At 67.0% G+C, this 19,180-nt stretch carries 18 protein-coding genes and 1 pseudogene; 15 read left to right on the forward strand and 4 right to left on the reverse strand.

Annotation, left to right across the window (positions count from 1 at the left end; all coding sequences use genetic code 11):
* Positions 1-285: 285 nt before the first annotated feature.
* The 3 genes from B5P21_RS16150 to B5P21_RS16160 all read left to right on the forward strand — a co-directional run bounded on the left by B5P21_RS16150 (position 286) and on the right by B5P21_RS16160 (position 4,502).
* A complete protein-coding gene (locus B5P21_RS16150; protein WP_158385427.1) occupies positions 286-1,878 on the forward strand; it encodes a GMC oxidoreductase in 1,593 nt (530 codons plus the stop codon).
* Complete coding sequence (gene miaA, locus B5P21_RS16155) at positions 1,875-2,921, forward strand: tRNA (adenosine(37)-N6)-dimethylallyltransferase MiaA (RefSeq protein WP_236688879.1); 1,047 nt, start codon at positions 1,875-1,877, stop codon at positions 2,919-2,921. Before B5P21_RS16150 ends, miaA begins: the two co-directional genes overlap by 4 nt.
* Positions 2,922-4,154: 1,233 nt before the next feature.
* Positions 4,155-4,502 (forward strand): hypothetical protein, encoded by a 348-nt coding sequence (locus tag B5P21_RS16160; protein ID WP_094171493.1) that lies wholly within the window; start codon positions 4,155-4,157, stop codon positions 4,500-4,502.
* A gap of 408 nt (positions 4,503-4,910) precedes the next feature.
* On the opposite strand, the gene B5P21_RS16670 is transcribed toward B5P21_RS16160, so the two are convergent.
* Positions 4,911-5,306: a hypothetical protein gene (locus B5P21_RS16670; RefSeq protein WP_133064215.1), complete on the reverse strand. Its 396-nt coding sequence runs from the start codon at positions 5,304-5,306 to the stop codon at positions 4,911-4,913.
* On the reverse strand, positions 5,303-5,917 hold the full coding sequence (locus tag B5P21_RS16170) for a recombinase family protein (protein ID WP_045530833.1): 615 nt from the start codon (positions 5,915-5,917) through the stop codon (positions 5,303-5,305). The genes B5P21_RS16670 and B5P21_RS16170 overlap by 4 nt, the downstream gene beginning before the upstream one ends.
* Positions 5,918-6,171: 254 nt before the next feature.
* On the opposite strand from B5P21_RS16170, the pseudogene B5P21_RS16175 reads away from it, so the two are divergent.
* Positions 6,172-6,504, forward strand: a pseudogene (locus tag B5P21_RS16175) (recombinase family protein); the annotation flags it as partial.
* A gap of 9 nt (positions 6,505-6,513) precedes the next feature.
* Here the strand turns inward: B5P21_RS16175 and B5P21_RS16180 are convergent.
* A complete protein-coding gene (locus B5P21_RS16180) occupies positions 6,514-7,428 on the reverse strand; it encodes an Rv1352/Rv1906c domain-containing protein (protein WP_094171495.1) in 915 nt (304 codons plus the stop codon).
* Between the two features lie 966 nt (positions 7,429-8,394).
* On the opposite strand from B5P21_RS16180, the gene B5P21_RS16185 reads away from it, so the two are divergent.
* The 8 genes from B5P21_RS16185 (at position 8,395) to B5P21_RS16220 (ending at position 16,089) form a co-directional block, all read left to right on the forward strand.
* On the forward strand, positions 8,395-8,625 hold the full coding sequence (locus B5P21_RS16185; protein ID WP_045530837.1) for a hypothetical protein: 231 nt from the start codon (positions 8,395-8,397) through the stop codon (positions 8,623-8,625).
* A gap of 369 nt (positions 8,626-8,994) precedes the next feature.
* Positions 8,995-10,449, forward strand: coding sequence for a hypothetical protein (locus tag B5P21_RS16190; protein WP_045530859.1), 1,455 nt, complete (start codon positions 8,995-8,997; stop codon positions 10,447-10,449).
* A 488-nt stretch (positions 10,450-10,937) separates the two neighbouring features.
* Positions 10,938-11,681, forward strand: a complete 744-nt coding sequence (locus B5P21_RS16195) for a hypothetical protein (protein WP_052663283.1) — start codon at positions 10,938-10,940, stop codon at positions 11,679-11,681.
* Positions 11,682-12,160: 479 nt separating this feature from the next.
* Positions 12,161-12,370, forward strand: a complete 210-nt coding sequence (locus B5P21_RS16200; protein WP_045530781.1) for a type II toxin-antitoxin system HicA family toxin — start codon at positions 12,161-12,163, stop codon at positions 12,368-12,370.
* On the forward strand, positions 12,370-12,765 hold the full coding sequence (locus tag B5P21_RS16205) for an antitoxin HicB (protein ID WP_094171496.1): 396 nt from the start codon (positions 12,370-12,372) through the stop codon (positions 12,763-12,765). Before B5P21_RS16200 ends, B5P21_RS16205 begins: the two co-directional genes overlap by 1 nt.
* A 201-nt stretch (positions 12,766-12,966) precedes the next feature.
* Positions 12,967-13,641 (forward strand): ParA family protein, encoded by a 675-nt coding sequence (locus B5P21_RS16210; RefSeq protein WP_045530785.1) that lies wholly within the window; start codon positions 12,967-12,969, stop codon positions 13,639-13,641.
* Positions 13,641-13,916, forward strand: coding sequence for a hypothetical protein (locus B5P21_RS16215; protein WP_045530787.1), 276 nt, complete (start codon positions 13,641-13,643; stop codon positions 13,914-13,916). The genes B5P21_RS16210 and B5P21_RS16215 overlap by 1 nt, the downstream gene beginning before the upstream one ends.
* Before the next feature lie 85 nt (positions 13,917-14,001).
* Positions 14,002-16,089 carry a type IV secretory system conjugative DNA transfer family protein gene (locus B5P21_RS16220; protein WP_246865352.1) on the forward strand — a complete coding sequence of 696 codons (2,088 nt, stop codon included), beginning with the start codon at positions 14,002-14,004 and terminating at the stop codon, positions 16,087-16,089.
* 117 nt (positions 16,090-16,206) lie between these two features.
* Here the strand turns inward: B5P21_RS16220 and B5P21_RS16225 are convergent, their stop codons facing one another.
* The gene (locus B5P21_RS16225; protein ID WP_045530791.1) at positions 16,207-16,509 is read right to left on the reverse strand and encodes a winged helix-turn-helix transcriptional regulator; all 303 of its coding nucleotides are present in this window, start codon (positions 16,507-16,509) and stop codon (positions 16,207-16,209) included.
* Positions 16,510-17,026: 517 nt separating this feature from the next.
* Here B5P21_RS16225 and B5P21_RS16230 point away from each other — a divergent pair.
* From B5P21_RS16230 to B5P21_RS16240, 3 genes are read left to right on the forward strand one after another with little or no spacing between them, the layout of a single operon-like run.
* Positions 17,027-18,001, forward strand: a complete 975-nt coding sequence (locus B5P21_RS16230; protein WP_246865353.1) for a MinD/ParA family ATP-binding protein — start codon at positions 17,027-17,029, stop codon at positions 17,999-18,001.
* A 47-nt stretch (positions 18,002-18,048) separates the two neighbouring features.
* On the forward strand, positions 18,049-18,435 hold the full coding sequence (locus B5P21_RS16235; RefSeq protein ID WP_052663284.1) for a hypothetical protein: 387 nt from the start codon (positions 18,049-18,051) through the stop codon (positions 18,433-18,435).
* Positions 18,436-18,449: 14 nt separating this feature from the next.
* A complete protein-coding gene (locus B5P21_RS16240) occupies positions 18,450-19,160 on the forward strand; it encodes a hypothetical protein (protein ID WP_246865356.1) in 711 nt (236 codons plus the stop codon).
* Positions 19,161-19,180: the final 20 nt, after the last annotated feature.

Consider the following 19,180-nt stretch of genomic DNA (forward strand, 5'->3'; position numbering starts at 1 on the left):
CCGCGCCGGCAGGGCGAGCTCACTGGGCACCGCAACGCTCAGCCCTCCCGGACACGCAGGCGAGCCCTGTGGAGAGTGTTCCAAGGACGCCGAGCAGATGGGTAGCGCCCGCGCATGACTTTCACTGGACGCCACCCTCGCACCCTGTCCGCTTTGATCATGCCGCTGACGCGAGTCCGTAAAGTCATCCCCCAAGCGCGCAATGAGGGGTGTGTAGGAAATTCGCGGACGCCTCGTTGCGTGGCCACACTAGGTGCCACCGATCCCACTGACGGAGGAGGTTCCATGCAACCCACACAGGCCCATCGCCTCATCTCCGGACAAGCCCGGGAGGAGGCTCTTGCACCCACCGGATCACCCTTCGACGAAATCGCCGGAACATTCGACTACATCATCGTCGGCGGCGGCGGGACCGCGGCGGCTTTCATCGATGCCACGATAGAGCAACGCCCAGAGGTGCGGGTCCTGGTCCTCGAACAGGGGGACTCGATGATTCCCACACATGCGCAGAACCTCGGTGTCTCGTACCAGCCCCTGATGGCCTCGATGGGAGCATCGCCATGGGCATCCGAGGGCGACCTTTCGCTGGCCCCCCAAGTTCCCCATCTCGGGGGGCGCACGCTCGTGTGGAGCGGCTCGTGTCCACAGCCGACGCGCGATCAGCTACGCAGCTGGCCCCGAGACATCGTCGACGACCTCGACGCACACTGGCATGACGCCCGGAGTTGGCTCGGCGTGCGTCCCGCAGTGGACACCGGTCCCGAGTACGCCGCCTTGCATGCAGCTATACGAAGGGCATCGGCTCGGGCCACCGTTCGCCAAAGGACTCTCGTCACCCCCGCGTGCGATAAGGACCTCGATGCGCCGCTCGCGTATTTGCCTCATGTCGGCGGCGGAGGCCAGAAGTTCGCCGCCATCGTCCCGCTCGTACGCGCAGCGGCCGTTCACAACGGCGTCCAGATCGTGACGGGTTGTATGGTCCATTCGCTGTCGGTGGCGAACGGTGAAGTCGTAGCCATACGCACGAATCACGGCAATGTCGACGTGCGTGGTTCACGGGTCATCCTCGCCGCCGGTAGTGCAGAAGCGACCAGCATCGTTCTACGTTCCCGACCCGAGCTGAGCGCACCCCTCGCCGGGGCACGCCTATCAGCTAGCGCCGCCAGCTTCTCGACCTGTCGCATCCCACGCAGTGCTTTTCGCGGCCTGTCACACGACCGAGCAGAGCTCGCCGCCCTATACATCAACGGCACGGCGGGGCCGCGAGATTTCCACCTGCACCTCACGGCCGCTGCCACATCCACTCCCGCACGGGATCTTCAACGCGTCTTCCACCTGTTACCGGACATGTTCGGCGATGGCACGCCCGAGCGCATGTGTGACCCAGAACACGTGGTCCTACTCGTTCACGGACTGTGCCAAATCGGCCAAAACGAGTCCGGCCAAGACATGAACAGGATCTGGATTGACACGCGTAGGCGGACCATCAGCTCCATCCAGCTCGACGACTTCGACAGGCACGTCTGGGACCAGATGGACGAGGCAATCGATGCGGTGGTGTCCTCGGTCGCCGGAGGCGGGCAAGTCGAATACTGGAATGCCCTTGAGGACCAATGGCAGAGGCACCCTCCGAGCCGACGAATGCCGACGGCGTTCCACGAGACAGGGACGCTGTGCATGGGCACCGACGCGGCAAGCTCGGTCACCGACACCTGGGGCCAGGTCAGAGGTGCAACCAACTTGTTCATCCTGGGCGGCGCCACATTCCCGTTCCATGGCTCATGGAATCCGTTCCTCACCATGGTCGCGCTCGCCCGGCGGCTGGCGCGGGAGCTCGAGAGACGCGGACACCACGGCAGGAACGAGGCACAGCAGTGATCCTGCCGAACCACGATGACGCGCTTCTTACTCGAGCACCATGCGACGGCGACGGCGGAGCTGCGCTCGCACCCAGATGTGCTGCTCCAGCGCGTGCGCGTCACCATGACAATCTGATCGCGATCGTTGGAGCGACGGGAACAGGGAAGACAGATTTTTCCCTTGAAGTCGCAAGCCGGTATCGCGAACTGGGTGTGACCGCGGAGATCGTTAATGCCGATGCCATGCAGCTTTACCGAGGCATGGACATCGGGACCGCCAAGATTCCTGTTGCAGACCGGCATGACATCCCGCACCACCAACTCGACGTGCTCGATGTGACGGAACGATCGACCGCAGCCACCTACCGTACGAGAGCCCGAGCCGACATCGACCACATCATCGGTCGCGGCAACATCGCGATCCTCGTCGGCGGCAGTGGGCTCTACATTTCCGCAGTTCTCCATGACCTAGATTTCCCCGCCACCGACCCCGGCCTGCGTGCAGAACTCGAGTGTGATCATCAGAAGCTGGGTCCAGACGATCTGCTGGCCCGATTACGTGCGCTTGACCCAGCCACATCAGCGAGGATCGACCCTCGAAACCCCCGCCAGTTGATCCGCTCCCTGGAAATTGCGATCCAGAGCGGCCAGAGCGTACCTGCGTTGCCCCCGGCACCCCACGCCTGGCGCAGATACCGCGCTGTCCACCTACGACGGGACCGCGAGCAGCTGTTCCCTGCTCTACAGACACGAGCAGAACGCATGTTCCGTGATGGCCTCCTCGACGAGGTCGGAAGGCTTCGCCGGCAGGGACTCGAGGCCGGACAGACAGCACGTACCGCACACGGATACCCTCAGGCGATGGCAGTCTTAGACGGCCGGTGCTCAATTGAGGATGCCGTGGCGTCCACCACGCGAGTGACCAAGAACTACTCCCGGCGCCAGGTCCGCTGGTTCGCGCGATACGCCGACGCCGAGGTCCTCGACGTGACGGGCTCGGATCGTCAGCGGCTGGCAGAGCTAGCCCGACGCTTCGTCCACGGGCCAGCTAAGACAGCATGAGCCCTGTGGCGAGGCTGCCAGCAGCCTCGCCACAGGGACAGCGCTGCCGGCGATGAGAGCGCTTCGCACCCACCGAAGCCCTGTGGAGAACTCGTTCTGACTCATCGCAACCAGGTGCTAACTTGTCATCACTCTTCAAGGGGGCCGGACACCAAGTCCAGCCCCAGCCAAGGAACAGACATCAAGTCCACTCCCTGGCCAACCACAACGAGGCACGGACACCAAGTCCGCACCTCACCCGGGACCGGACACCAAGTCCAGCCCCAGCCAAGGAACAGACATCAAGTCCACTCCCTGGCCAACCACAACGAGGCACGGACACCAAGTCCGCACCTCACCCGGGACCGGACACCAAGTCCAGCCCCAGCCAAGGAACAGACATCAAGTCCACTCCCTGGCCAACCACAACGAGGCACGGACACCAAGTCCGCACCTCACCCGGGACCGGACACCAAGTCCAGCCCCAGCCAAGGAACAGACATCAAGTCCACTCCCTGGCCAACCACAACGAGGCACGGACACCAAGTCCGCACCTCACCCGGGACCGGACACCAAGTCCAGCCCCAGCCAAGGAACAGACATCAAGTCCACTCCCTGGCCAACCACAACGAGGCACGGACACCAAGTCCGCACCTCACCCGGGACCGGACACCAAGTCCAGCCCCAGCCAAGGAACAGACATCAAGTCCACTCCCTGGCCAACCACAACGAGGCACGGACACCAAGTCCGCACCTCACCCGGGACCGGACACCAAGTCCAGCCCCAGCCAAGGAACAGACATCAAGTCCACTCCCTGGCCAACCACAACGAGGCACGGACACCAAGTCCGCACCTCACCCGGGACCGGACACCAAGTCCAGCCCCAGCCAAGGAACAGACATCAAGTCCACTCCCTGGCCAACCACAACGAGGCACGGACACCAAGTCCGCACCTCACCCGGGACCGGACACCAAGTCCAGCCCCAGCCAAGGAACAGACATCAAGTCCACTCCCTGGCCAACCACAACGAGGCACGGACACCAAGTCCAGCCCCAGGTATAAATCAGTAGCGCCCCGGGTAGGTCTAGTTACCCGGGGCGCTACTGCTTTCATCGCATGAAACTTCGGCGAGTCCCCCTTTGCTCTCACTTACATATCAGACACACGGCGAACGGTAAGCCTCAGCCCCAAATTGCGCGTACCGCCTAGATGATTCGTAGGAGCCGAAGCCGCCGCGGAGAACGCGGCCGTCGTGCACCCGGACGGCACTGTGGAGGGCAACTGCGGCTCGTCGACCGTGACCGCCGTCTACAACGGAGGGAACACGATTCGCGTCGTCACGAGCTACGTCGTGAAGGCGCCCGCGGTCGACCACGCCTGGTTCGTGGACGAGTCCCTCATCGCCACCGGCACGAAGGTGCATCAGTTCAACTTCTCAGGCCTGAGCGCCGGCCGGCTCAGCTGGACGAGCGATCCCCAGATCTCGCCGGCGATCCGCGACACGCAGCAGGGCGGCAGCACACAGGTAACCCTCGGCTCGCACGCCGTGCTCCTCGGTGGCTTCGTCTGCTACTCCGGAGGACCCATAGACGTCTTCTAGGACTGCGGCCTGGTCAGCTCATCGAGAGACCGGTACGGAGCGCGGAGGGGTACACATCTGGATCCCTCCGCGTTCCCGCGGCAACGGTCATGAACTCCGGCCCGTTCCACTCGGCTCCGCCGCGAGCGGTCGGTGCCCGCCGCGGCACACCGCGGCCGCGAGGGTCCCGCAACCATGGCCCGCAAGGGGGGTGCTCATCGTCGGTTGGGGGGACAGGGGGCATGCTGGCGGCGTCTCGCTCCGCCGCACCTCACCGAAGCGCTTCGTGTTAGCCCCGACGGCCGTCCCTGAGGGTGCTGCGAAGGAGGCCGCGAAGCTGCGCACGCGCCTCCTTCTCCCGGGTGCTCACCCCGTCGAAGTCGGCCGTCGTCGCACGCCGATCCCCCTCGAAGTACCACGAGTCGGCGTTCACGATGAGCTCCTCCACGCGCCAGCCCAGCTTTCATGCGCCGTGACGATGCTGGGGGACCCGTAGACGGCGATGAGGGCTTCGGCCTCGGCGAGCTCCTCGTGCGAGCGATCACGCGCCGGTCGGCGTGGGGGACCGTAGGGATCGTTGGGCGCGCCCGTCACGGGGTCGAGGGCGCCCATGCCTGGTACGCGCGCCTCTGTGAGATTGAAGATGGTGCCTGCGGCGCCCTGGCTGTTGACGGTGACGATCTGGAGAGCGCGGGCCAGGGCCGTGGCTCTCTCGTGTGCGCGCTGTTGGGTAAGGGCGCTGCGATGGTTGAGAAGCGGCCCGCCGAGCCCCACGAGAACAGCAACGAGCGATGCGACGACGGCGGCTGTTCCGGGGTCGATCACGTGTCGACCCGCGGCAGCGTCACGGCCGCGTCCTCCTCGGCCGGGTGGCGGTCCACGGCGCGGTAGACGGTGGCGCGGCCGATCGAGAACAGGTCGCAGAGCTCACTGATGGAGTGGTCGCCGGCCCGGTACAGCGCGACGAGGTGCCGTTCGGCGGCGGGGGAGAGTTTGGGCTTGCCGCCCTTGAGCTTGCCCTTTTTCGCGGCGACCTTCATGCCTTCGCGGGTGCGCGCGCGGATGAGGTCGGATTCGAACTCGGCGAACATCGCGAGCATGTTGAACAGGAGCCGTCCTGTGGGGTCGGTCGGGTCGTGCACGGATCCGCCGATGCTGAGCGCTACGCCCTTGGCCGCGAGCTCGTCGGCGATGGTGCGGGCGTCGCTGATCGAGCGGGCGAGCCGGTCGAGCTTGGTGACCACGAGCGTGTCGCCGGCCCAGCATGCCTCGAGTGCCTTACCGAGCGCGGGGCGGTTCCGGTTCGTGCCGGTGAGGCCGTGGTCGACGTAGATCCGATCCCGGGTAACGCCGAGCGCGGTCAGGGCGTCCCGCTGCGCGGTGACGTCCTGTTCGTCGGTCGAGACGCGGGCGTACCCGATGAGCTGTCCAGCCATGACCCCAGTGTCTCAGGTGGGGCCCCCTCACCGGAACAGTTGACGGACCACTTATCTGAGACGCATAATTCCGCGACCGACGCTCGACGCCCAAGTGGTCCGGGTAGGGATCCGCTACCGGACCGATGCACGCGCGAGGGGGGGCGTCGATGTATAGCGTGGGCCGTATGGAACCTGAGAACTGGGTTGGGGTCATCGCTGCCGCGATTGGTAGCGCTGGGCTGAGCGGCTTTGCGACCGGCGCGGTTCAGTTCGGCCTCGGGGTGCTCAACCTCGGCGGCGGCGACGTCGACACGTCCACGACCATGGGCGCGATGGTCGTCACGATGATGGCCGCGCTCGCGCAGGCGGAGCGTGAGATCAAGAGCGAGCGCGTCGTCGACTCCGTGGCCAAGCGCCGCGCCACCGGCGGCGACCTCGGCGGCCGCCGGCAGAAGTTCACGGACGGCCAGATCAAGAACGCCGCTCAGCTCATCGCGGCCGACAAGCCGGCCGCGCAGGTGGCGCGCGACCTCGGCATGTCGACTACGACGCTGTACCGCCGCCTTCAGGGCATGGAGAGAGCCGACCTGGCGGGACCTACCTAGCCCGTGGGCCTACTGCGGGAGCCACATGCCGCACCCCTGGCTGTCAAAGCCTTGCCCGGAGCGCAGGGTGACAGTCAGCCCGCCTGGGGCGGAGTTCACGAAGTTGTTCGTGATGATGCTTCCTCGCTGGTTGTTGATCTCGTAGTAGCAGTCGCTGGGTGCACCCGCCGTCTTGTAGGTGCCAGCGGCAATCACACGTGGGGAGGCGTCGAGGGAGCTAGCGGCATCTCCAACGGCGAGGCCGGCGTCTTCGGGAATGACGCGACTCGCGAGGTCGATGCCGGCTAGGAACTGTGGGCAGAGGATCTGCACCGCCTGGAGGTCCTCGTCGTACACGCCATCAGCGAAGCGCACGTAGGAGGATTGGGGGTCGTTCCCGTAGTAGCTCAGGAGGTCTGAGCAGTAGAGCTTGGCGGTGCTCACTGACGAGCTCTCACTGAGCGCCGCTCCCTTCCCGGCAGCTTCTCTGGCAGCGAGATACCTGCGGTTCTGAGCATCGGCTTCGGTTCCCACGGCATTCATGCTTCTGATGACGTCGCGGACGGCCACGGCGATATTGCTGGCGTCCGTGCTGTCTTCGAGCTCGGCCAGCGCAGCGCGATCGGCTTTGAGCTGCTCGAGCGCGGCTGGTTCGGCATACGGTGCGGCGTCTGTAGCTCGTTCGTCTGCGTCGAGGAGATACCGCTCTCGATCCGCCCGTGCCTCGGCAAGCTCCTCAGCGGCTTCTTGTTCCTGTTCCGCTTCGGCGGCCGCGGCTCGTGATTCCCGGGCCTCGGCGGCTGCTTGTGCCTCATGTGCCTGTGTCGTTAGTGACACCACTGTCCCGCCCACGAGGGACAGCACCAGGACGCCGCCGACGCTGAGTGAGAGGAGCCTCCGCGTCCGAGTGCTCCAGAGAGCTGCCGCAACGGCCCGGAGGAACACCCGGACCGAATGGGGGAACGAGCCGCGAGGTCGGCGAGGCGAAGACAGGCGACGCTGCGGGGGGAGTGGTTCGTGGGGCACGTCCTGAAGCGTAGGTTCGGCGCCGCTCCACGTCTGTCACTCGAATGGGGCCCAACCAGCCTCAGGAGAGGGACGTCCCGTAGGGATCAGGCCACTCCGCTGCCGTGTCGTGCCGTGAGCGCCTTACCGAGCACCTAGTTAGACGCCATCGGTAATTGACGTGTCACCGGTATTACTGCTGCACTTTGGGTTCCGGCACACACGCCGAATCTCGATGGGAGGCACGGGGTCGGCCATCGACATCTCCCCTTTGACGTGTCGTTCGATGACATAACCCCCACAGATGCGGCATCTTGCAGGGCCCTCAGAGTCGTAGCTATATCTGCCGTCCATGACGTGAGACTACGCCCCACTGCCGGACACGCCGGCTCTCCCGCACGAGCGGAAGTGCGGCCATGGTGCACCAGTGGCGGCTACGACGAACATCTAGCCCTCAGCCGGTGAGGCGTGCTCAGAGCTCTTCCAACATGTCCTCCCGGTAGAAGCGCACCTCTCCTGAGTCGAACAGGAGTGGCTTCACCGTGACGTGCTGGCTTGGCTCGTCCAATCCGTTACCCCTCAACTCGCGAAAGTGCTGTCCACCGCCGGCCGGCCAGTGAAGCTCGGTCGCGGGACCAGCAGGAGTTTTGAATGTGCGTGGATTAGTCATGTCTTGAACATATATTGGCTCTCCGCTCGCGTCTATGGAAGAGCGGGTCGCCTCGGCGGCCTGTGGCTGGCCCGCCTCCGGGCAGATGGCGATCAGATCGCGGAGGCACCGCGCGGCCTCGACAGTTCGACCAGAACCGGCACCCGGGCTCCGCCAGCGTCGCTGCATCTCAGAAAAGTCGCCGACACGCCGCACGCCTGTTGCCCGTAGCCCTTACCCCAGGGTTAAGTAGCCGCATGGCTCCCAAGCGCCGCCCTCGGGGCACCCTCGTCGATCCCGTTCCCATCGGGTACGAGGTCGAGCGCGTGTCCAAGGACAAGTTCGACGCGATCGCTGATCGCGCGGGCGTCTCGCGAGCCGTCCTGTTCGAGCTGGTCGTCGACCACCTCGAACTAACCGATCAGGGCATCCCCACGTGGATGCCTCCCAAGAGCCGAGAGGGTGAGCTGCCTATCGAGCCCACTTAACGAGCATGGCCCCCCGCTTTCGCGAGGGGCCGAAGCACTGCGCCTGAGACCTCCACTGTTTGGCGACCGTGGGTCTGAGGCGGATCAATCCGAAGAACCGGCTTACCAGGGCCGGGGCTTCTGCACGTCCATCTGCACATCTATGGAAGCAGGCCCATCATAACCACGTCCGCGGACCTCGCAACGCCTCCGACACGCAAGACGCGCGCGTATTTCCGCAGGTTGGCAAACGCCTCGAGTGAGCCGACGCTGCCCGGGTTGGAGCCGTCGAGCGCGTCCGTCGAGGAGGACGCGCCGGCGTCGTGGTCGCTGCCGGTGCCGGCCGGTGCGTACGCGAAGGTGCCGGCGTGGACGTCGCCGGCCGCGTGGATGGCCGCCGTCCGCGCGGACGTGCTGACGGCCGAGGGCCACGCCGCCCGCCGGCAGATCGACGTCAGCATCCGCGCCTACCTGGCCGTGGCGGTCGTCGAGCGCCGCTCGGCGGACTTCAAGACCGGCCGGAACGTCACGACGAGCAACGCGACCGTGGCTCGTCGCGCGTCGCTGCTCCTCCGCAGGAACGTGGCTCCGCGCGTGGTGAACCGCGCGCGGGCGCTACTCATCGCGCGGGGGTTCTCCGTGACGATCGTCGAGGGCCGTGAGCTCACGATCGCGGAGACGGAGAAGGCGTTCCTGTGGCACGGCGGGTACCAGATCGCGGCGGCGTCCGTCCGGGCACTGACGATGCCTCGCAGGCTCGTGTCTGAGCCTTCAACTGGCGACCTATCTGTCTTTAAACAAGACACACACTCAAGTCCAGTTCTTAACTTGGTTACCAGGGGCCGCCGTCCGTCGAAGGCTCGCCCTCCGCAGGCTCCGCCGCAGCGCGCTGCCGCGCGCAGGATGGCCGCTCCGCGGCCGGCATCGACGAATCCGACGTGCAAAGTCCCGAAGGACCGGGCGCCTCGGTCGCTGGCGACGATTCGTCTCGCGGCGCAGCTCCAGCAGCGCATGCCGTGGCTCGGGCGGGGCCTTCACCAGGGGCATGTCTGCGACATGCTTGACCGGAATCTCGACACCTCGCGCTATGCGCGATGGGTGGAGCGCGACGGCCGCCGGGTGCTCCTGGTCGATGACCGGGACATCACGTCCCGAATCGAAGCGAAGTTCCGGGATCTGGGGGTTCCATTCCTCGATGCACCTGTGCAGCGCGACCCGATCGGATATCTCGCGTGGGGTATTCAGATGGCGATTGATCCGAGCGAGGAGACACGCATGGAGCGATACGACCGTGAGCAGGACGCCGCCGCCGAGCGCGCCCAGCAGCGCCAGGCGGAGGCTGCTCGGGAGGCCGCTCGTCGCGGCGTCGAGGACTCCCCCGAGCACCGTGCGTTCCTGGAGCAGGAACGCGAGCTCCGCGCGGCCGCGTCCCGGCGTCGGCCGGCGCCGGCCGTGCCGGTCGCACTCCCCCACGAGCCGACGCGACCCACGCCGGACGTCGCCGCGGTGGCCGGGATCGACGAGCTCGTCACGGCCGCGCTGCTCGGCGAGGGCCGCCACCCGGCGGAGTTCCCCACCGGCGTCCAGGAGCTCCACGGCCGAGTCCTCCGAATCGCGCGGATGCTCACCGATCGCGGCTGGGAGCTCGACGCGGCCGCTGCTCGCGCAGCGGGCGACGTCGTGCTGACAGATCCGGCCGGCGCCGGCCGCATCGCGTTCGCTCCTCCGGCCGCGCTGCCGGCCGATGCCATCTGGCGGACCGGCGCCGATGGCGCCGAGCTCGACGACGACGTGACCGTGCACGAGTACATCGCGGGCGTGGAGAACGCACGCCGCGGTCGCTAAACCCGGCGTTAAAGTGGTCGTACGGTGCGACCAGTTTGACGACTGGTTGGGGCTTGCTTGCCCTCTCTGCCACTGGCCCCCCGGCTACGCCGCTTCCGAACCTCCGCCAGACAGCAAAAGCATCTGTCTGGGGGAGGTTCGGAAGTAAAGGGGGCCAGTGGCAGAGAGGGCAAGCAAGAAGAGAGAGATAGATAAGTGATTTCAACAACAAAAGAAAGACCAAGTTGGGAGGGTGGTTGCGTCATGCAGTGTCCCTTGCGTGGGTCAGGCGGACGAAGACGTGTGGTGACGATCTGGGGTGCCACGAACGTTGGGAGCACGAGGCGGTTGCCTCGATCACGGGCGGTACGTCTACGGTGCTTCGCGCGGTCGTCTCGCTCGCTCCTCGTCGCGTCTCACAGGTCCCCCGCGGCACGTCCTCACGGACGCGCCACGGGCTCGCGGCTGGCACAGCCAGCCGCGAGCCGCCGAGTCGAGGGGCGCACCTGATGGCGCGCCTCACGCGCCGCGACGTCGCGCTGTTCGACTGGTTCGCGACCGTGCGCATCGCAAACATGGAAGCCCTCCGCTGGGTGCTGCCGGCGGCCGCCGGCCGCGACGAGCCGGTGACGGTCCGCAAGGCACAGCACTGGTGCGCCCGCATGGAATCGCTCGAGCTCGTGAAGCGGGAACAGCTCTTCCAAATCGGCGGCGCGGTGGTCTGGCCCACCGCGACGTGGGCGAGTGCCCGGCAGCCGCATCTGCTTTCTCAGACGACCCGACACGAGGTGTCGGTCTCGATCGTCGCCGCGCGGTATCTGGCCGCCGGATACGAGTGGTTCCGGGATCGTCCGGCGAAGCACAAATACGAGCACCAGGCGGACGGGATTGCTCGCCATGGAAGCACCCTCGACGCCGTGGAGGTCGAGCTGACCGCGAAGCGGCAGCAGCGGTACGGGGCCATTTTCCGAGCGTTCGACGTCCGGCTGCAAAAGGGCGAGATCACGCACGTGACGTACTTCACCAACGTCGCTGGCGGCCGCGGGATCCAGCAAGCTCTATCCGGGTCGGCTGTGCCCGCGAGCGTGCGCAGCCGTTTGCGCGTGGTGCCGGTATTCGATGACCGCGGGCATTGGTTCGGGGATCAGCAGCCCGTCGAGCTCGGGGGCGAATGGGTGGCGCCCGCGCTGCCGGCGCCTGTAGATCGCAGCTATGCGCGACTGCCGGACCTCTTCGACGCCGACCCACGGTGATCCCGCCGCGCTCCTCCGTCGACGGATGGCTCAGACTCCGTGAGGCATCCGTCGTCGGGAGCTCGGGGAGCCGCTTCGCGGCGGGCAGCGACGACCTGGTGAGAAGTGCGCAGCCAGCACCCAAGATCGGCCGTCCGTCTCCGAGAGCCCCGGTCCAGAGCGCCGATGGATCTCCAGCCCTTCCGCCGCCGTTCACCCCCCAATGTCACCGCCCACAATCCAAGCTGTGGGACCAGACCACCGAGCCGGCCGCCTCGGCAACAGTCCCCTGTCCCGCAGACACACGACCCCAGACCCCGTGATCGACGTCCCCTGCTCCCCCATCAGGGCAAGGCGCAGTGCAGCGCAGCGGAACGGAGCCGCGGCAGCCCGACACCCGACCCGGCCACCGCCCCCGCGTTCCGACACTCGACCGAAGTTCTCCACAAATGTCTAGACCGGGGTTGTCTTGTATGGCAACCCTGGGGTAGAATAGAATCATGAAGCCGCAGAAGTCGAGGGATGTGCGCAAGTTCCTGGAGTCGATCGGATGGGTGTTCATCCGGCCGGCGAAGGGCAGCCACCAGATCTGGGGAACCCCGGACGAGTCAGTGAAGCTGTCCGTGCCGTTCGGGCACAAGGAGGTCCAGGCGGGCATCCTGACCCAGCTACAGAACCTCGGCGTTCAGGTACCGAAGGAGTGGAAGTGATGGCCACACACACGTACGACGTCGACGTCTGGCGCGAGGGCCGGTGGTGGCTGTTCCGCATCCCCGAGCTCGACACCGTCGGACAGGCCCGATCGCTAGCCGAGGTCCCCGAGGAGGCCTCGGGCATCATCGAGGCGTGGAACGCCGAGCCGCCCGCGCCCTTCGGGCTCAACGTGACCATCACTCCCCCGGTCCCGAACCTTTGGGACGTGTGGGCCGAAGCCGCACGAGAAGAGGAAGCCGCGCGCAACGCCCAGGCACACGCCGCAGCGATGCGCCGCAAGGTCGTGAAGCAGCTCCGCGGCGCCGACGTGAGCGTGGCCGACGTCAGCGCGATCCTCGGCGTCAGCAGGCAGCGCGTCTATCAGCTCCAGGACGAGAAGACCCCCGCCTAGCCCCAGGCGCACGGCTTCCGGCCGTCTCGTACCGTGAAGTTACATTTGTGCGTATGTGACTAGCTGGGTAGGTATGAACCTAGTTATGCACAAAGGTGGTTAGCTACATACCCGGGTAGGCGGGTTGTCGGGTATTCTGTTACCTACAAACACGGGATACATGGTTCTCGGGAACCATGGTTCCTACAGGGGAGGGAAGCCATGCGCATCGTCGCTGTCGTGCAGCAGAAGGGCGGGGTGGGGAAGACCACCATCGCTGTCAACCTCGCAGCCGTCACGGCCGAGCACTCGCGAGTCCTCGTGGTCGACGCCGACCACGTGCAGCACTCGGCAACGGACTGGGCCGAGGCATCGGAATCCGAAGGCGCGACTGCCTGGCCGTTCGACTTCACCGACGACGCGCGACCCGAGGTCCTGTCCCAGCTCCGCGCAGCCTCGGACTACGACACGATCATCGTCGACACCCCCGGCAGCCTTGCCCCAAGCGAAATCCAGCGCACCGGCCTCGTCCTGGACTCCGCGGACTTCGTGATCGTACCCATGGAGCCGCAACCGTTGAGCGTCACGCCCCTCATGCGGACCATCAAGTCCGTCATCGAGCCCCGCGGTCTCGAGTACCGCGTCCTGCTGTCGCGCGTGGGGCGCGAGGAAGCGCAGCAGAAGCGCCGGGACGAGACGATCGCGCGCCTCGACGACATGGGAATCCCGAGGCTCCGCACCGTCATTCGGCAGTACGTCGTCCACTCGGACGCCCCCGCAACGGGCGGCGTCGTGACCACGTACCCGGAGAGCCGGCAGACCGTCCACGCGATCAGCGATTTCTCCTCCCTCGCGCTCGAACTCACGAGCATCTGGGCCAACGGAAGGAACAAGTGATGGCACGAGCGAACATGGATCGCGTCTTCAACAAGCCCGTGGACGCCGTGCCGGACCCCGGCCTCGCACAGGAGCCGGAGCCCACCGAGACCACGGCGCCCGAGGTGCCTGCACCTGCTGCCGTGCCCGACGTGGAAGCCACGGGCAAGCCGGCCCGGATCACTTTCGACGTCACGCCCGAGCTCCACCGCGCCTACAAAGCGTGGACGGTGACGCACGGAACCAAGATCAAGGATCATCTGACCGCCTACATCGAGCAGTCCATCCGATCCTGACCGCGGCCAAGCCGGCCATGTAGCAACACGGGACCCTCGTCGGTCCATCAAATGTAACTATGTGAGTTTGGGGGATTGTATGTCCGTGTCGTCGTACTCGGGGTTCGTCGCCGTGGTCCTGCTGGCGGTCGTGCTCGTGGTGGGGTCGTTCGTCGTGCCGATCCTCGTCGCAGGGTTCGCGAGTAGTCGGGTCATCACGAAGACGCGCTACTGGCTCACCTTCACGTGGTGGCCGTGGGTCATCGTCGGGGGAGCGGTCTTCACGGCTGTGATGTGGTCCCTCGCTGCCCGCGACGTCGCGCCCCTGCTGGGTGCGGGCCGACCGGATGAGAGCCCGGCGCAGATGGCGCAGATCCTCGGAGGTCACGCCATGATCGCGGGCGGCCTCGGGCTGCTCGCTGGCGCCGGACTGGGCCCGCTCGTGTTCGCCGCGCGGCGCCGACGAGTGGCCCTCCGCACGCTGGAGCGCCGCCTGCCGGACGTGAAGATGCAGGAGGACGTGGAGAAGGCTCGCAAGCGCGCGGCCGACTGGTCGGCGGCCGGGCAACTACGGCTCCAGATGGATCCGCGGAACGGCAAGATCGTCGGCACCAAGCAGATCGGACGGGCCGCCCGGTGGGTGCTCGGGCTGCCGGTGTCGCAGCGCGTGGCGAGCTCGCGCCCCGGCCGAGCGTGGGCGGAGCTCCGCCGGCCGATCCGAGCGCCATACGGCCGGAACGGAGAATGGGTCTTCGGGCTCGTGCAGCGGCCGACGGTGCGCACCTGGCGCGAGCGTCTTGCAGACAAGGCAGGGGTGCGGGACTGGACGGCCAAGGGTGGCCGCTTCTTGAAGTGGCCCGAGGACTCCAGCGCGTGGCGCGTGCTGCTGCTCGGCGAGGCGGGCGCCGGGAAGACCGTGCTGCTATGGGTGTGGGTGCTGTGCGCCGTGATGATGAAGGCGCCGGTGGTCCTGATCGACGGGAAGGGCATCCACGCCGACGCCGAGCGGCTGGCGGGCATGCTCCGCAGGCTGGGGCGCACGGTGCAGATCGGCGGCCGCTGGAACCTGTTCACGGGATCCTCGGCGCAGATCACCGAGAAGATCATGCGCATTGTGGGGGAGAGCGCGGGGGAGGGGCAGTTCTACAGCGACGAGGCGCGCGACCTGCTCGACCTCCTCCAGGTCAAGGCTCCGCTTCGCTCCATGCAGGACCTCGAGACGCGCCTGATCGAGCTCCCCCGGTGGTTGAGCTCGCAGATGCTCGTCGACTTCAGCGCCCCGATCGACAAGAGCGGGACCACGAAGGCCATGCGCGCGGCGGCGAAGATCCGCGGCCGGATGCGCAACCTCGCCCCGTTCCTGGGCGAGGACGGGTGGACGTTCGACGACCTCGGCGCCGACGTGCGGCTCGTGCCGATCCGACCGTCCCTCGCAGCCGAACGGATCCTGGGCGACGTGATGCTCGCCGACCTCCGACAGTGGCTCGGCGCGCTCACCGAGCCACGACGCATGCTGTGCGTGGTCGACGAGTTCGCACAGCTCGTTTCGACCACCACCGACCCGGGAGACCTCGCCGCGTCGCTGGCTGAGACGGGCCGCTCGCAGGGTGTGGGCCTCGTCCTCGCCGCGCAGTCCCTCCCCGGAATCTCCGGTGATCTGACGTTCCGCGACCGACTCAGCAGCTCCGGGATCGCGGTCGTCATCGGCCGATCCAAGTCGCCCGAGGCGGCCGTGTCGCTCGCTGGCACCGTCAAGCGCATGGAGGCATCCGGGGATGCGAGCGAGGGCGCCGAGCTCAACACCGGCCGCGCCCAGGACACCTACGCGATCGCCCCGCAGGACGTCCGCGAGACCTGGGACGGTGCGTTCTACCTCATCCAGGGCGGCCGCCACACGCCCTTCCGCGCGATCCCGCCAGAGGTGCTGACCAGCCGCCCCGACGTCTACCTGCCCGCCGTCGACGTCGACGAGGACCCCGACGAGGGCGAGCAGCCGGCCGCAGCGGCAGCGGATGCGTGGATCGGGCTGGAAGTGCAGCTCCAGGAGCAGGGCGAGGGTCGCTGGACGGCTACGGCCTGGCCCTCCACGGCTGAGTTCATCGCCGACGACGAGGTGGACCCGGCTCGCGTGGAGTTCACGACGACGGCCACCGCGCCGGCCGTGCCGGTGGGGGAGTGGTGGTCCTCCTGGTGACCCGAGCAGGAGACCCAGTGGGGTGCCGCTCGGCACTCGCTCCCCAGCGAGTGGATCGCGGCATGCGAGCGCGTCGTCGGGCAGGCCCGCCAGCGGTACGGCCTATAACGGTCTCGATCAGCTCAGTAGGTACTTCACGAAGTCGAGGGCATCGCCGGCCACTCGCTCGCGCAGAGCCCAGTACCTCGTCTCGGAGGGCTTGCGGCGGTAGGAGGGATCGGCGTCGTCCGTGACGTAGCCGGCCTCCGTGAGGACGTAGATCGCCTGCCGGCACCCCGCCACCGACATGTCGAGCTCCCGCAGCAGCTCATCGAACGTCGTCGGCCCTCGGAGTAGGTGCCGCAGCACGAGCACGCGCGATTGCGCCTGGAGGACGACCTGCATCCCGCTCACGTTGTCGGGGGCGTCTCTCTGGCGCATCAGATCCTCCGGCATGCCACGGATTGTTCCGTGTTCCGGACCACGCTACCGGCGTGATCGCTTACGGCAATCTACGCACGCGACCCGCTCGACCGCCAGAGCTGCCTCATAGCATTCCCCTCGTGGGTAAATATGCCGTTCGCCCTCACAATTGCCTATGTCGGCCGTGTGCTGTACACCTGATCCCGTGACGCTCGTATGGGGGGCGTCTAAATGTGCAGCACGATCAAGGGGAGGGTGCAACATGTCTGGATTCGGAAGCGGCACACCGAAGGTCTTCGGGACCGCAGATCAGGTGAACGAGTTCATCGACGAGGACTTGGCGCCATCGGAGGGGGTGCCGGCTCTGCGTCGGCGGTCCGCCGAGGCGTCGTCATCCCCTCAGCCCGCGGAGCAGCACACTGCGCCGGCTGAGGTGGCGGGCTCCGCTGCACAGGAAGCGGGCCCATCCCTGCTCGTGCAGCTCTCGGAGCCGCCCACGCCGGCCCCGACCACACCTCCCCGGTCGGGGCCGGTCGTGGAGCCGCAGGCGGTCGCCGTCGCGCGTAGTGCGCTCCGCGGCGAGGGCGTGGCGGTAGCCGCGCCGGCTGCGCGCGCCTCGACCGGCGTGCGCGGCGTGCTCGCCAAGCTCGGACTGCCGATCGCCCCGAACGAGGCGGAGCGGGAAGCCCTCGCGCTGGACCGCAATCGGTTCGCCGCCGAGACGCTGATTCGCCAGTCCACGTGGACGCGGCCCGTGTCGGTGCTGGTCGCGAACCCCGGCGGCGGCATGGGGAAGACCACCGTCTCGCTGCTGCTCGGCGGCACGCTCGCGGCCGTCCGCGGCGGGTTCGTCGTGATCCCCGAGCTCGCCGACGCTCCCGGCATGCTCGCCTACCGTGCCGAGGGGACTCCGGCGCTCGGCATCGGCGAGCTCGTGCAGAAGGTCGACACCATCACCAGCGCCGGTGCGCTCGATGGGTACACCAAGCCGCAGACCTCGTTCGCATCCGTGATCGGATCGACCGGACGCCGGGCGACCCTCACTCGAGACGACGTACGCGCCGTCATGGCCAAGACGGGGGAGTTCTACAAGATCCGCGTGTTGGACACCGGCAACGACGCGACCTCCGCCGCGTTCCTCGCGGCTGTGGAGGCTGCCGACGTCCTGGTCATCCCGGTCATGGGCGCCGCCGACAGCGCCGAGCACGCTCTACGGCTCGTCGAGGGCCTGCGCGAGGGTGATGCGCACGCCCGCGAGCTCGCGGCCAGTGCGATCGCCGTTCGGCTCGCGGCTGGACGCACCGAGCACCCCGAGATCGTCGAGCGGGTCGACGCCTCGCTCGCGCAGGCCGGCGTGCGTCGCCTGTTCACGATCCCCTATGACCAGCACATCGCCGACCGCGGCGAGCTCACGCTGAGCCGCCTCCAGCCGGCCACCCGCGACGCCTTCACGTTCGCTGCCGCCGCGGTGATCGAGACGCTGAACAGCGTCGTCACCCGCCGCGCCTGACCGGCGCGCGTCCCACCACACAGACCAGCACGACCAGGGGGGAACCCATGTCCACGCTGCACCTCATCGCCGACCACTTCACCGCCGTCACCGCCGGCACCATGCCGAACCCGCTGGACCACATCAGGATCCTCGCCGCGGGCGGGATCCCGAACCCGCTGGACAACATCGTCCCGGACTTCACCATCTTCGGGACCAAGTTCAACCAGCTCTGGCAGAAGATCATCGCCGGCATCTGGGGCCTCGGCCTCATCGCCTCCGTGCTCGCATTGATGCTTGGCCTCACCCGCATGGCCATGAGCGGCGGAGCGAGCGGCAACCCGCAGAAGTACCAGGACGCCAAGGGCGGCACGCAGGTCTCCGGGATCGCGTTCGGCGTGCTCGCGGCGCTGGGCGTGGTCGTCGGCGCTGTCCTCTTCTTCGTCAGCCTCTAGGACCCGCCGTGCGCATGCGTAGCGAAACGACCGGGCTCTCGCGCTGGCCGTGGGTCATCGGAGGCACGGCGGTGCTCGTGATTGGCGGCGTCCTGCTCTACGGCCAGGCCACGCCAACCAACACGCCCGCCCCGGCGTCCTCGTCGAGCGTCACGCCTGCACCCGAGGCGAGCGCAGCCGCGTCCGGGGCCGGTGACGACGACCCCGGGGTAGCCCCCATGGGCTGCCTCGGCGGATTAGATCGAAACGCCGCGATGGTCCTCACCGCTCAGAAGGAGGCTCCGCACACGACTTACGGAGCCGTCGAAGTTGCAGCAGCGTTTCACCGTTGGCTCTGGCAATATCCCGACCCTGGAGTCGACGATATTAACGCTATTGCCAGTAATGTGATATCTGCTGACGCCTCACCCGCGTGGAAAGATATCGCCTCCGAGTATGCCGCCGCAGGAAACGACCCGACCCATGGCGTGGTCTCGGCGGGAACGTCTTTTCATATCTCCACGACCAATGGATTGTGGGCTGTTGCTCCGGACTCGTCGGCGGATCAAGTAACGGTCAATCTTGCTGCTGGGTATGTAATCGATGGTGCACTCAGTCCCACGAAAGTGGCAGGAATCGCACTAATTATGCAGTGGTCGAACGGTGCTTGGCACGTTCTGAGCGGCAATTTGATCGACCAAGCTCTGCTCGCGCAGGGCGGAATCCGTTATACGGGAGGGTGCTGATGGCAAACGAATGTGACGCC

It is taken from the genome of Clavibacter michiganensis subsp. insidiosus, from assembly GCF_002240565.1.
Classification (GTDB): domain Bacteria; phylum Actinomycetota; class Actinomycetes; order Actinomycetales; family Microbacteriaceae; genus Clavibacter; species Clavibacter insidiosus.